This window comes from Nocardia alba NBRC 108234, assembly GCF_001612665.1.
Classification (GTDB): Bacteria; Actinomycetota; Actinomycetes; order Mycobacteriales; family Mycobacteriaceae; genus Nocardia; species Nocardia alba.
Genome location: NZ_BDAX01000002.1, coordinates 439670 through 452693, shown reverse-complemented (window position 1 = coordinate 452693; position 13024 = coordinate 439670). Strand labels below are relative to the sequence as shown.

Sequence of the window (13024 nt, the reverse complement as noted above, 5' to 3'; positions counted from 1 at the left end):
GTGCGGGTGTGGCTACTGTGACCGGTCCGCCGGGCTGTGGGTGGGAAGTTCGGCTTCGAGCATCGCGACGATGCGATCGAGTAGGGCCTCGAGGCGGGACTCGATCCCCGCGCCGTTGCGGGCCGACACGGTCAGGTCGGTGTGGCCGTCGAACTCGGTCAGCCCGAACAGCAGGGGCATGGCGACGCTGTGCTGGGGCAGGACGAACAGTCCGGTCGGCCGGAAGCCGGGGACGGCGAGCTCATCGGTAGTGAATCGGCCCATGTGGGAGACGGTGGCGGAGGCGAGGTTTCGGTCGAGGCGGGCGCCGAGCCAGTTCGTGGCGCGCAACACGCCGCGATTGATCGAGTCCGGGATCAGCGTGATGCGGGTGTTGGCCAGCTGATCGAGCTCGCGCCGTTCGCGCAGTCCCGATTTGATCTGGTCCTTGATCGAGGTCCAGTCGCGACCGGGCTCGATATCGAGGAACAGGGGCAGCGCGAGGTTGGCGGTGGAGCGCAGGTCGGGATCGTGGCGACGGAGGTCGACGGGCATCATGATGCGCGAAGTGCCGGGGGTCTCGGCGGCCAGCAGGGCGCAGACGCGGGCCAGCGCGCCGGGACCGGCGGCCTCGATCCGGCGATGACGCAGGAGATGGGGCGCGAGATCGCGATGCTGCCGGCCTCGGCCGAGGGCGGTGCGGTAGCGCGGGATCATCGGAGTCGGCCTGCCCGCGGCGCCGACTTTCGCGACGAGCTCCTGGTCGGCGATCGGATCGCGCTGGGGAACCGGATCCTCGCCGCGCAGTGCGCGCAGCACGTTCCTCGCCCATGTCACCATGCCGACGCCGTCCATCACACCGTGGAAGACGCGGAAGATCAGTGTTGTCGGCGCGCCGGTGAGCAGGAGTACCTCGACGGTGGCATCAGCGGTCGGTCCGATCGCGCCGGTGAGGACGGGATCGGTTTCCAGGGCGGGGTAGCTCAGCCGGTGGTCGACCACGCGCACGGCCGGGACGATGTCGCTGTCGACCCATTCGTCGCCGCGGCGTCGCAGTCGCGCGCCGGGGGTGGCCGCCGCTGCGATGGTTACCGCTGAGCGCAATGACTCCGGGTCTATGTTGCCCTCACCGGGAATCGCGAGCTGCATGAGGAACGGCGGGGCCAGCTCGCGCATCGGGAAGTACATCCGCTCGGTGGTCGTCACCGGACGACGGAAAACGTTGGTGCCGTTCATGATTGCCTCCTGGGCGTCGTCGGTGGTGCGCGAAGGTGTCGGGCGAGCACACGCCGCGAACTATCGAAGGTCCTCGGCGAGCACTTCGATGCCGCCCTGTTCGTCGAGCCATGCCAGGAATTCGGTCAGACCGGTGTCGCGATCCACCACGGGCGCGTAGCCGAGATCGCGGCGTGCCGCCCCGGTGTCGTAGGTGGCGGTGCGTGTCATCAGCGCGACGGCATAGCGCGACAACGGTGGTGACCAGCGATTCGCCACCGCCGGTATGCGCCAGATCGTCTCGATGGTCGCGACGACCGCGGCGAGCACGCGCGGGTTCGGTCGGCGCGTCGGGGGCCGCAGTCCCAGGCGAGTGGCGACCTCGCCGAGAAATCCCCAGACATCGGTCTTCTCGGCATCGGCGATGAAATAGGCCTTGCCACCCACCGCGTCCGAGCGCACCGCCAGCAGACTGGCGTGCACGATATTGTCCACGTGACACAGCGAGGCCTCGACGGTGCGACCGTAGGACAGGTCGGGCAGCGAGCCCGCGGCGGTCCGGTCGAGCAACCGAACGATCGGCCCCGATCGGTCGCCCGCGCCCCAGATCGCGCGCGGCCGCAGCGCCACCGTCGTGAATTCCGGTGTGTCAGCGGCCAGTACGGCACGTTCGGCCGCGGCTTTGGTTTCGGAGTAGTGGTTGAGATAGCGACTCGGATAGGGCAGCGACTCGTTCACCTCGACCTGATCGCCACCGTCTCGCTCCATCAGGGCACTCGGACTCGAGATGAAGACGAACCGGCTCGCGCCGCCGCGGCGCGCCGCGTCCAGGAGGAGCTCGGTGGCCCGCACGTTCTCGGTCCAGAAGCGGTCCCTGGTACCGCGTTCGTCGACCCGCGCCGCGCTGTGGATCACCGCGTCCATGCCGCTGGTGGCCCTGCGCAGAGACGCCGCGTCGGCGAGGTCGCCGTAGACGAGCGTGACGTGCTCGGCGGCGGGGCCCAGATCGTCGAGAACGCTGGTGCGCCGCACCAGGATCGAGACATCGTCGTTGCCCGCCGCGATCAGCGCCCGCACGATGGCGCCGCCGAGGAATCCGGACGCGCCGGTGACCAGGATCTTCATCGTCGCGAGTCCAGTTTCTTCGTGGCCCAGCGGGCGAGTTGTTCGCGGCCGATCTTGGCGTTGTGCCGGATATCGACAGGGAAGCTCGGATGTACGAGGAACTCCGTGATCGGCACCAGAGTATCGAATTCGGTAGCGCGCGTGCGCAATCGGGTGAGCGCGGCCATCGCGTCCGCGCCGGGTTCGAGCTCCACACACAGCACCGGTCGCTGGGCGCCGGGGGCGCCGACACCGACCAGCGCCGTCCGCGCGACCCCGGCGACCGCGGTGAAGACCTGCTCGACCTGCACGGTGAACATCGGGCCGAGCATGGTCGTGATCCGCTGGCTCTTGCGCCCGCAGAACCAGATTCGACCCTGCTCGTCGAGCCACCCCAGATCGCCGGTGCGATGCCAGGTCCGCGCGCCGTCGCTGATCTTGCCCGCGGCATTGGCCTGTGCGGGCCAGTAGTAGCGGGTACTCACATTCGGACCCGTGACCACGATCTCGCCGACTTCGCCCGGGGCGAGTTCCTCGGTGTCGGCCCAGGTCGCGACCGGGTCATCGCTGATGGCGAGCAGCCGTACCCGCACGCGATCGGTGGGCCTGCCGATGCAGGTGCCCGCACCGCTGGTGGCGCGTTCGACCAAACCGTCGAGTAGTTCCCGCGATTCGATCGTCGACATGGGCAGCGCCTCGGTCGAGCCGTATCCGGCGTAGATCTCGACATCGGGGCGCAAGACCTCGCGTAATCCGGCGACACACCAGTGCGGAACGGGTGCGCCACCGGAGAAGATGCTGGCCAGCGAGTCCAGCTCGACCGGATGCGCGCGCAACCGTTCCAGCAGCGGGATGAGGACCGCGGGCGAGGCGAACATCGTGCGCACCCCGAAACGCTGGATCGCGTCGACCACGTGCGCCGGATCGGTCGAGCCGACTTTGCTCGGAATCAGCGGCGGCAACACACATCTCGATCCCAGCAGCAGGTCGAGCACACCGACCAGCGGCAGCGTCACGAGCGAGGTGTGGGGTGGGGTGTTCCCCCGAGCGGCATGCACCTGCTCCACCATCGCGGCGAGGTTGCCGTGCGTCAGCTCGACGGCTTTGGCGGGACCGGTACTGCCCGTGGTGAATCCGATGATCAGCAACTGGTCGGACTCGGCGGGAACTCGCTCGGGCAGCGTGCCCGACGGGGTGCGAGCCCACGAATCCAGGGTCGGTCCACCCCAGAACCAGCGACGCCCCACGGTGAGCGTGGTGCGTACGCGCCGGAAACTTCGCGGGAACAGCACCCGCAGGGCATGCGCCTGCGGGATTCCGATGAACGCCTCCGCCTCGACCGCGCGCAGGCAGTGCACCATGCGGCGCACGCCCATGCCCGGATCGATGACGACCGGAACGGCGCCGATCTTCAACAGCGCGAACAGGATCGCGTACAGCTGCGGGCTCGGCAGCACGAGCACGATGGTGCGGGTGCCGCTGCCCACCCCGGAATCGGTGAGATGTTCGGCGATGGCGTCTGACCAGCGGTCGAGGTCGCGGTAGCTGAGATGGCGGTACTCGGGCAGCCCGTCGGCGGCGGTGCCGTCGGGATAGATGACCGCCTCGCGATCGGGCTCCTGGTCGGCGAGCGCCCGGAACCGGTCGATCGTCGCCCAGTAGGTCGCCGTCGTCACGCCGTGGTCTCCGCGGGTAGTCGGTACAGCGTGGCGGCCGCGGACGGGCCCGCACCCGCGGCGACGAACAGCACGTGGGTGTAGCCGGCGAGAGTGCCCTCGGCGTTCGCGCGAGCGTAGGCCAACGGCAGGGCGGCGGTGTGCGGGTCGCCGTCGGACAGGTCGGGTACCCGCACCGCGGCCTGGTCGATGCCGAGCGCGTCGGCGAGCCGCCCGGGGAAACGCGGACTCGGGGTGGACGCGATCAACGCGACGGTAGCAGTGTCGAGGTCGGTGAGCGCGGAGTGCGCGACGTCGGTGGCAACCGCGAGGATTCGGTCCTCGTAGTCGGGTTCGCGTTCGACCGTCATCAGTGTTCGTCCGACGGTGCCCATGGCGGCCGTGTCGACGTAGGCCTGTCCGGCGGGAGTGCCGGGCGCGGTCGCGGTGTGCACCGGGCCGAAGCCCTCGGGGTCGTCGACCTGCTCGAGCAGCAGCGCGGCACCCGAGGTGGCATAAGGGAATTCGGCGTCGGCGCTCGACCTGGCCAACGATGGATGCGTATCGCCCGCGACGATCAGGACGTGCTCGGTACTACCCGTCGTCAAGACCGAGCCCGCCACCTGGACGGCATTGACGACGCCGACCGCGCCGTTCATCAGATCGAAGGAGAAGGTCCGCGGATCGGCCTTGGTGTAGTCGAGCCCGATACCCGCCGCCTTCTGGATCAGCGCGGCCACTGCCGGTTCCACGGTGTTCGAGTCGCGGAACACGCCGGTATTGATCAGCACGCCGACCTGGTCGGGGCGGACGCCGGCCCGCTCCAGACATTGCGCGGCGGCGCGCCCGCTGTGGGTGACGACGCTGTGGGTGTCGGTCGACGTGCTCGTGCCCGTGGCGCGGATGCGGATGCCCATGTGTTGACCTCAGACCTTCAGGGAGGAGATGGTGGCGGACAGGAACCCCGCGACGACGCCCGACGCGGCGGGCACCATGAGCAGTTTCGACCCCGCCGCGATGTTGTCGTCGGCGAGCTGATCGTGCAGAACGATGAAATGTGAAGTGGTCGAGGTGTTTCCGTACTTCTCGATCACATTGAGATCCGGCGGGATCTCGGCGCCGAACTCGCGCGCGGCCACCGCGTTGATATAGGGCACCGCGGCAGCGCCGAACTGGTGATGGATGATGTAGTCGAACTGCTCGCCGGCGAAGTCGCGACCCTGCTGCTCGAGGAAGTCGCCCTGGGCGTCGGGCCAGAGCAGGAACCGCGCCTCGTTGTGCATCTTGCGGTTGTCGGTGTAGAGCGCGACGCCCGAGGACTTGTCGCTCGGCATGCCCAGGCACAGGTGCGAATGCTCCGCGGCGGTGAACAATTCGACGTAGTGGATCTTGTCGGCGTCGTCGACCGCGCGGTCGAGCACGATCGCGCACCCGGAGTCGCCCACCGACAGCGACGCGAACTGCAGATCGTATTTCTCGGTGATCTCGTTCACCGCGGTCTCGGCGATGGGGGTGATCGCCTCGCCGCTGACCACCATGCCGTTGCGCACCACGCCGGAGCGGATCATCCGGTCCAGAATGTAAGTGCTGGTGAGCATTCCGGCGCACGCGTTGGAGACGTCGAAGGTGATGGCCCGCTCGGCGCCGACGGTCTTGGCGATCGTCGACGCGAACGAGGGCTCCATGAACATGCGGGTGCCGTCGTTGCTGCGGGTGATCGAGCACGAGATGATCACGTCCAGCTCGCCCGGCGCGTAGCGCGACCGTGACAGGCAGTCCTGCGCGGCGTTGACGGCGAGGGTGAACGAGTCCTCGACCGATTCCGGGCGGGTGTCGCGCACCCGGCGTTCTTTCACGCCGGTGATGCGCTCCAGATCGAAGGACGGCGGCGTTGCCAGCCGGGAGATCAATTCGGTGGTGGACAGGATGTTCGACGGAAGATATGCCCCGATGGATTCGAAACGCGATTGTGACACGTGAGCTCCCGGATGCGGTCGAAGAATGGGTTGCCGGACGAAAACGCTAGTGCCGGTGGAATCGAACCCTACCGGTCGTTCGGCGTCGTCAGGTGCAGTGATCCAGCGCACTGTTCGGCATGAAAATGTTTGTGCGACATAGTGTTACGGGAATTCCGGCAACCCGTTACGGTGGCGCATATCACCTGGGAGGAGGCAATTACTCGATTGTTGGCAATAGTACGGCAATCGATCGGATCGACTTCGTCGCGGTGATGCGGCGCTGCGGAACGGTGCTCACGCAGTGAGTCACTTCACGATTGTTTACGCCGTCGAATTAATTTTGAGACAGGCGGACTTGGTTTATGAGCACAAGCGCTCTCGTGAACTTTGTCTGCGAGAACCAGTCCGCCGACCGGCGACGCGCGGCCGAGCGACTACTCGAAGCGGCGGCCTGGCCGGTGGGTCATCGTCGCCGGGCGTGCCACGATCCGCGCGGAATCGGCCGGGCACCAACCCCGGACCAACCTTGCGCCACCATAGTGTGCTCCGAACGCGATTCACCGTCCAGAAGTAGCGAGGAGTGCACTATGGTTCGACATCCACACGGCCGCAAGGTAGATCATCGCCACCGTGCGGTCGAAGCCAGTGATGACGCGTTGCGGGTGTTGCGACTGCTGATCGAGATGCACGGCCCGGTGGTGCTGTACCTCGCGCCCGACACCGACGGGTACACGCCGGTTTGCGTGCGGCTGCGGGACTTCCGGCCCGGTCCCGGCGATGTGCTCGCCGGGCAGACGGCGTGGCACACCCCGTTGTGGATGGCGCAACGGTTCCACGTGGGGTTCGACGACCTCGATGTGAGCGTCGAGGTGCGCAACCGCGCGCAGGGAGGTTCCGCTTCGCTCGAGGCCGCGTGCGGATTCCGGTTCGCGCTGCGGATCGATCAGGTCGACGCTGCTGCCGGCTTCGTCGAGGAAGCCTCCTAGACCCGAACCGGCGAGCCTTTCACCAGAAGCGCGGCGTCAGCCCCCAGTCCGCGAACTCGGCGGCCAACAGCTCGCGCAGTGCCGCGCGGGTGGGGAACCGGTCGGGGTCGCCGCCGGTGACCACGAGTGTCACGGTGTCGTCATCGCAGGAGAACGCGAGATTGACGCCGACCTCTACCTGGCGGAACAACTCGACAGGACCGGGATTGACCACCGGGCGCATGATGACGTCGCGTGCGCGGTGTGACCCGAGGACCGCGATGTTCTGCGCGGTGCGACCCATATTGGTGCACAGGCATTCCGGCGCCTTGGCGGTGCGGGCGAACCGGTGCAGGACCACCTTCGGCAACAACATCTGCACCGGTTGCAGGTGCTGGATGGGTGGGATGGTCGCCGGATCGCGGTAGGCCAGGCCCGCGGCCTTGAGCGCCGCGCGGATCGCGGGCAGATCGGCGCGTTCGCCCGCGCGGTAGCCGACGCTGATCGGCAGCCCGGTGGTGGCGTTGGCGCGGGGGTCGTCGGCCTGGCGCATCGAATGCGGAATGTCGACGCGAACCTCGGCGCCGTCGGCGACACGGCCGCTGCGCCCGAGCAGCCCGACCGCGACGCCGATCAGCAGGCCGTTGGTGGTGCCGCCGTGCGCGGCGGCCACCGCGTCCCAGTCGGCGAGGTCGAGCTGGACGATGGCCTCGGCGGCCTGCCAGGTATCGGCGTGCGGCAGCCGTGGCGCGGCGGGCCGCGGGTTGCGGGCCGGTTCACTGACCCCGCGTGCCCGGCGCGCCGCCCCGATGCCGCGAACGACGGCACGCAGTTGCCCGCGAGCATCGGCGAGGTCGGCGGCGAAACGGCCCGCGCCTGCCACCGGGCCGACGAGTCTGCCCGCGCCGGCGAGGCGGTCGGGTGCCTGCCCGCGGTTGAGCCGGTCCAGGGAGTCGACGATCGCGTGCATCATGGCGCCGCCGTCGCACGCCACGTGCGAGGCGACCAAGGTGACCACGGTGCCACCGGATTCGAGTGGCGCGCCCGCGAGCTCCCACACGAGCCCGCGCTCGGGGTCGAACTCGACCGCGGCCTGCTCGAGAAACCAGTCGAGGACCCGGCTTTCGGGAATCGGCGTGTCCGACCAGCGCAACGGCAGTGATTCGGTGGCGGGCTCCCAGTGCGCGCGGGCGATCGGGAAACGCGTCGTGCGGACCCGCCGCGCGATGAACCCGGTCGCCAGGTGCGCGTGCCAGTCGGCGAGCAGATCCCGGTCCACGGCGGTGTCGAAGCGGTACGCCAGTTGGTTGACCAGGGCGTTCGGGTAGAGGCTGTGCAGTTTGAAGAACAGGTCGTCGTCGGCGGTGATCCGGTTGAGGCCGACGGAACCCGTGGCCCGCGCGGTGGCAGGGGAAGTGTTGGCAGGGCTGGTGACAGTCATCGGGTACTCCTCATCGGGAACGGAGGGTGCGCACGGTCAACGGCGCGAATACGGCGACCACGACGACCGAGGCGACCAGGGACCACACGGCGTCGGCGCCGACCGTGCCGTCGGCAGCCAGCGTGCGCACCGCGGAGACCAGGTAGGACACCGGATTCAGGTCGGACACGTGGCGCATCCAGGTCGGCATGGATTCCTCGGGCACCAGTGCGTTGGAGGCGAAGCCGAGGAAGGTCAGCACCAGCATCGACATGCCCTGCACGGCGGCCGGGCGGGCGATCGTGGCACCGAGGAAGGCGAACAACCAACTGATCGCGGTTGTCGCGACGACGACCAACACCGCGCCGGCCAGAAATCCTGCGGTGTGCTCGGGTCGATAGCCCATGCAGAATCCGACGATCACGACCGTGGTCGCGGCGATGAGATAGCGCACCGCCCCCGCAAGCAAAGTTCCGGCAACCGGTGCCGAGCGGGCGATCGGCATGGCGACGAAGCGATCGAAAACACCCGAATGGATGTCCTCGCAGAGTTGCACGCCGGTCGCGACCGAGGAGGTGAGCACGATCTGGACCAGCACGCCCGGAATCATGATCGGCAGATAGGCCGCCATACTGCCCGCGATGGCGGTGCCGAAGATGCTGCCGAACAGGATCGGCCCGACGATCGGCAGCAAGATGGCGTCGTAGAGCAACTGTGGGCTGTGCCGGAAGGTCAACAGTCCGCGCCACGCCATCATCAGTGCGTGCTGGAGCGCGGCGACGGGGCCGACGCGGGTCACGCGCGGCGCGCGCACGACCCGAGTGGGAGCCGGTGCGGTCTCGACAGCGAGAGTCATTGCGGGCCTCCAAGTTTCGCGTAGGTCGCTCACGCCACGTCGGCTCGGTCGGCGGTGTGGGTGTGTCCGGTCAACGCCAGGAACACCTCGTTGAGATCGGGTCGGTCCACCGCGAAGCCGCGCAGGGCGATGCCCGCTTCGCGGCAGGCCGCGACGATGTCGGCGCCGAGCGCGACCTCGGACAGGGCGACGGTCAAGGTGCCGGTCGACGACCCGTCGGGGATCTCGCCGGTGAGGTCCTGGATCAGCGCCTCGGCGCGTCGCAGGTCCGCGGTGTCGGGGATGTCCAGGCGCAGAACCTGGTCACCGATCGAGGATTTCAGCTCCAACGGAGTGCCCTCGGCGATGAGGTTGCCCCGGTCGATGACCGCGATCCGGTCGGCGAGCGCGTCGGCCTCGTCGAGGTACTGGGTGGTCAGCAGTACCGTCGCTCCCCGCTCGACCAGGCCACGCACGATGCCCCACATGCGTTCGCGGGTGTGGGGGTCCAGGCCCGTGGTCGGCTCGTCGAGGAAGATCAGTGGTGGCACGGTGATCAGGGTCGCCGCCAGGTCGAGTCGTCGCCGCATGCCCCCGGAGAACGCGCTGACACTGCGGCGTGCCACGGACGAGAGCTCGAACTGCTCGAGCAATTCGTCGCAGCGCCCGGCCGCCTCCCGGCGCGACAGCCCGAGCAGGCGACCGAACAGGCGCAGATTCTCTGCGGCGGTAAGGGTTTCGTCGACCGAGGCGTATTGACCGGTGAGGCCGATCATCGATCGGACGGCCGTGGCCTCGGAGACGATATCGTAGCCGAACACCTCGGCGGTGCCACGATCGGGTCGCAGCAGGGTCGCCAGCATGCGCACCGTGGTGGTCTTGCCCGCCCCGTTGGGGCCGAGCATCGCGAACACCGAGCCGGCCGCGATGTCGAGGTCGACGCTGCCGACCGCGGTGAAGTCACCGTAGGATTTTCCGAGTCCGCTGGTGCGAACGGCGATTTCGGTGCTCATCCGAGCCTCCCGGCATGGTCGAGGGCTGGTTTCGGAAACGGCAGGCGGACAAGGGTTTCCACCTCATCGGCGGCCCGGGACACGCCGTCGTCGCGGAACCGGCCGGCGTAATCGGCGACCCGTGACGCGACATCCGGTGCGGCCACCTGGTCCAGCAGTGCGGTGAGACGACGCTCGTCGAGATCGGCGGCGCGCACGGTGCCCGCCAGGCCGAGCCGGGCTAGCGCGCGACCCCAGTACGGTTGGTCGGCCTGGATCGCGCAGATCACCTGTGGCACACCGGCTCGCAGCGCGGTGGCGGTCGTTCCGGCACCGCCGTGATGGACCGCGGCGACGCAGCGTGGGAACACCGTGGCATGGTCGAGCTGTTCGACGATCGCCACCTCGGGGGTCAGGACGGGTTCGATGCCCGCCCACCCGGCGGCGAGCAGCAGGCGCTGCCCGCGCCGCGCGCACACCGTGCGCAGCACGCTCAGCAGCGCCGCCGGATCGCCGAGCGCCATCGAGCCGAAGCCGACATACACCGGTGCCGGCCCCGCGTCGAGCCACGCGGCCAGCTCGGCGTCGACCGAACCGCCGAGGTATCCGTCGACATCGACGGCGAACCCGACGATCGGGTGCCGATCCGGCAGTTCGGCCGCCAACCCCGGAAACAGGTCGACGTCGTATGCCTGGATCGAGACCCGGTCCGGCAGTGGATGTTCCACCACTCCGAACTCGGCGAACGGCAGGGCGAGCGCGGCGTCGCGCGCCCACCTCAGCGCCGACCAGATGCGACGGTTGAGCGCACCGGGAATCCGGGCCCCCCACGCGGTGGGGATCACCGGGACCGAGCGATTGGGGTGGATCGGGAAGAAGTGCACCGCGGCCAACGGCAATCCGACTCTGCGCGCGACCTTCTCCGCCGTCTCCTCGCCCGCCATCCCGGTGACCAGCACATCGTGACCGGGTGCGAGGACGTGGAGTTCCCGCAGCGCGTGGGCCACCCCGCGCCGCTGCAAGGCCAGCACCGCGCGCACTCGCTGGCGTGGGTCCGGACTACGGAACCGCCGATCGTGGTGCTGGGTGTGCAGCATCTCGGCGCTGTCGCGGCCGAAACCGATCGCGGGAATGCCGTGGGTGGCGGCGAATTCGACGAGATTGGGCGAGAGCGCGAGTGTCACCGAGTGCCCGCGAGCCAGCAGCTCGCGGGCCAGCAGGATGCCGGGTTGAGCATCGCCGCGGCTTCCGGTGAAGGCCAGCAGTGCGCGCATTGTCAGCCCGCGCTCAGCGCCGCCGCCGCGGTCTCGATGGTAGGCACGGCCGTGATCGGCGCCGCGATCGTGGTCACCGCGTAGATGGCCCTGGCGAATTCGGCCAGGAAGGTGTCCATCACCTCGGCGGGCAGGCCCGCGGGGTAGCGGGTGGACACGTAGAGACCGTCGGGACCGCGCACGATCCAGAAGTACGTCTCGTCGGTGGAGTACGACACTGCCCGCAGCGTGCGTCCGCGCAGGTCGGCGACCAGTTCGTAGTCCGGCAGGATGCGGATGTCGAGGAACGAGGCACCCGAGGTCGGGCCTTCGGTCGCGCCGGCCATCGCCAACGATCGTCCCCAGGAGGCTTCGTTGCAGTGGCGGGAGCGCTTGAGCGCGGTGCGGGTGTGCTCCAGCGCCACGGCCATGTCGGCGCCGGGGGGCAGGGTGATATCGACCGGCACGACATTGACGAACCAGCCCATCGATTCGAGCCAGGTCAGGTCGGGCCGGGTCACGATAGGCATGATGGTGCGGAATCGGTTCTCGCCGAAGGTCTCTCGGGTAGCGATGGCCAGCGCGGCGAACACGGTCACCGAGAGCCGGTGTTTGACTCGTTCCAGCACGTCCTCGACCTCTTCGAGCTGTGCGAGGGTGAGCAGGGTGCGCGACACGCTGGGTTGGGCGTGTTCACCGTTCAGCGGGGCGATCCGGTCGGCGGCGAAGCGGGGCATGGGCGAGCCTGGGGCGCCGAGGAATTCGCCCCACAGCGTGACGGCGGGCGAGTCGGGGGTCAGCTCTTCGGCCGCGGCGCGCTCGATCACGGCGTAGTCGGCGGGACTGCCGAAGGTGCCCGAGTCGCGGATCTCGCCGCCGGTGGTGACCGCGGTGTAGAGCGTGCGCAGTTCGAGAATGAGCAACGCCTGGGAGTAGGCGTCGAGTACCGAGTGATCGGCGCCGACCAGCACGGTGAAGTCGGCGGTCTCGTGGGCGACGGTGGCGACGAGCAGGTGCGGCCAGATCAGGGCCGACAGGCGCAATTCCAGTAGCTCGCACAGGTATTCGTTGATGTCGTCACCGTCGGTCGGTTCGGCGACCGGAACGCCGGTGACCCGGACGGTGCCGGGGGCGGTGGTCACCCGGTGATAGCCGCCGTCGCCGGTGGGGGCGACGGTGGTGCGAAAGCCCTCGTGGCGATCGTGCCACAGCTGTAGCGTGGTCGCCCACGCCTGCTCGTCGAGGGGGGCGTCCATTTCGAAGATGGTGCCGATCCAACGACCGCGACCCGGTCGAGGGTCTTCGGGATCGAGGAAGCCGAGGTACTGCTCGTGCACGCTGGCCAGCGGGCGCTGGTCGTCAGTCCAGGTATCGGTAGTGATGGTGTCGGGAGTCCAGATCGACAGATCGCCGGAGCGAATCCGGAATTCGGAGAGATGTGTGTATTCCATACCGGGTCACCTCAAGGGGAAAAAGCCGAGAACGGCACGAACGAAAGGGGACTCGGTGACCTCAGCAGCGTCACCGATGTTGCTCTGGATACCGCACCGGATGCTTCCGGCGAACCCTGGGTTATCCCGAGTCTACAGCTTATAACCGGACGGATTTGTGAAATATCACTTGGTCACTATTGGGTGATATGAACAAT

At 68.4% G+C, this 13024-nt stretch carries 11 protein-coding genes; 1 reads left to right on the top strand and 10 read right to left on the bottom strand.

Translation table 11 applies throughout. The features are described 5' to 3' along the window. Positions 1–12 precede the first annotated feature (12 nt). From NA12_RS03805 to NA12_RS03785, 5 genes are read right to left on the bottom strand one after another with little or no spacing between them, the layout of a single operon-like run. Positions 13–1215, bottom strand: a complete 1203-nt coding sequence (locus NA12_RS03805; protein WP_067445959.1) for a peptide synthetase — start codon at positions 1213–1215, stop codon at positions 13–15. A 60-nt stretch (positions 1216–1275) separates the two neighbouring features. Continuing rightward, positions 1276–2319, bottom strand: a complete 1044-nt coding sequence (locus NA12_RS03800) for an NAD-dependent epimerase/dehydratase family protein (protein WP_067445958.1) — start codon at positions 2317–2319, stop codon at positions 1276–1278. After that, positions 2316–3974: a fatty acid CoA ligase family protein gene (locus tag NA12_RS03795; protein ID WP_067445953.1), complete on the bottom strand. Its 1659-nt coding sequence runs from the start codon at positions 3972–3974 to the stop codon at positions 2316–2318. The genes NA12_RS03800 and NA12_RS03795 overlap by 4 nt, the downstream gene beginning before the upstream one ends. Further along, positions 3971–4870 carry a beta-ketoacyl-[acyl-carrier-protein] synthase family protein gene (locus tag NA12_RS03790; protein ID WP_067445950.1) on the bottom strand — a complete coding sequence of 300 codons (900 nt, stop codon included), beginning with the start codon at positions 4868–4870 and terminating at the stop codon, positions 3971–3973. Before NA12_RS03790 ends, NA12_RS03795 begins: the two co-directional genes overlap by 4 nt. Positions 4871–4879: 9 nt before the next feature. Next, complete coding sequence (locus NA12_RS03785) at positions 4880–5929, bottom strand: 3-oxoacyl-ACP synthase III family protein (RefSeq protein ID WP_067445948.1); 1050 nt, start codon at positions 5927–5929, stop codon at positions 4880–4882. A gap of 569 nt (positions 5930–6498) precedes the next feature. Here NA12_RS03785 and NA12_RS34055 point away from each other — a divergent pair. Beyond that, on the top strand, positions 6499–6897 hold the full coding sequence (locus tag NA12_RS34055; protein WP_067445947.1) for a DUF779 domain-containing protein: 399 nt from the start codon (positions 6499–6501) through the stop codon (positions 6895–6897). Positions 6898–6916: 19 nt separating this feature from the next. Here the strand turns inward: NA12_RS34055 and NA12_RS03775 are convergent, their stop codons facing one another. The 5 genes from NA12_RS03775 to NA12_RS03755 are packed head-to-tail and all read right to left on the bottom strand — an operon-like array spanning position 6917 to position 12827. After that, a complete protein-coding gene (locus tag NA12_RS03775) occupies positions 6917–8317 on the bottom strand; it encodes an amino acid adenylation domain-containing protein (RefSeq protein WP_067445946.1) in 1401 nt (466 codons plus the stop codon). A gap of 10 nt (positions 8318–8327) precedes the next feature. Next, positions 8328–9152, bottom strand: coding sequence for an ABC transporter permease (locus NA12_RS03770; protein WP_067445945.1), 825 nt, complete (start codon positions 9150–9152; stop codon positions 8328–8330). A gap of 29 nt (positions 9153–9181) precedes the next feature. Continuing rightward, positions 9182–10144, bottom strand: a complete 963-nt coding sequence (locus NA12_RS03765; RefSeq protein ID WP_067445944.1) for an ATP-binding cassette domain-containing protein — start codon at positions 10142–10144, stop codon at positions 9182–9184. Then, positions 10141–11397, bottom strand: a complete 1257-nt coding sequence (locus NA12_RS03760) for a glycosyltransferase (protein ID WP_067445942.1) — start codon at positions 11395–11397, stop codon at positions 10141–10143. Before NA12_RS03760 ends, NA12_RS03765 begins: the two co-directional genes overlap by 4 nt. A 2-nt stretch (positions 11398–11399) precedes the next feature. After that, a complete protein-coding gene (locus tag NA12_RS03755) occupies positions 11400–12827 on the bottom strand; it encodes a condensation domain-containing protein (protein WP_067445941.1) in 1428 nt (475 codons plus the stop codon). Between the last annotated feature and the right edge of the window lie 197 nt (positions 12828–13024).

What these genes read in the sequence shown, in the direction of transcription:
- NA12_RS03805 (WP_067445959.1), bottom strand. Translation starts at nt 1,215, where the DNA reads ATGAACGGCACCAACGTTTTCCGTCGTCCGGTGACGACCACCGAGCGG.
- NA12_RS03800 (WP_067445958.1), bottom strand. Translation starts at nt 2,319, where the DNA reads ATGAAGATCCTGGTCACCGGCGCGTCCGGATTCCTCGGCGGCGCCATC.
- NA12_RS03790 (WP_067445950.1), bottom strand. Translation starts at nt 4,870, where the DNA reads ATGGGCATCCGCATCCGCGCCACGGGCACGAGCACGTCGACCGACACC.
- NA12_RS34055 (WP_067445947.1), top strand. Translation starts at nt 6,499, where the DNA reads ATGGTTCGACATCCACACGGCCGCAAGGTAGATCATCGCCACCGTGCG.
- NA12_RS03775 (WP_067445946.1), bottom strand. Translation starts at nt 8,317, where the DNA reads ATGACTGTCACCAGCCCTGCCAACACTTCCCCTGCCACCGCGCGGGCC.
- NA12_RS03770 (WP_067445945.1), bottom strand. Translation starts at nt 9,152, where the DNA reads ATGACTCTCGCTGTCGAGACCGCACCGGCTCCCACTCGGGTCGTGCGC.
- NA12_RS03765 (WP_067445944.1), bottom strand. Translation starts at nt 10,144, where the DNA reads ATGAGCACCGAAATCGCCGTTCGCACCAGCGGACTCGGAAAATCCTAC.
- NA12_RS03760 (WP_067445942.1), bottom strand. Translation starts at nt 11,397, where the DNA reads ATGCGCGCACTGCTGGCCTTCACCGGAAGCCGCGGCGATGCTCAACCC.
- NA12_RS03755 (WP_067445941.1), bottom strand. Translation starts at nt 12,827, where the DNA reads ATGGAATACACACATCTCTCCGAATTCCGGATTCGCTCCGGCGATCTG.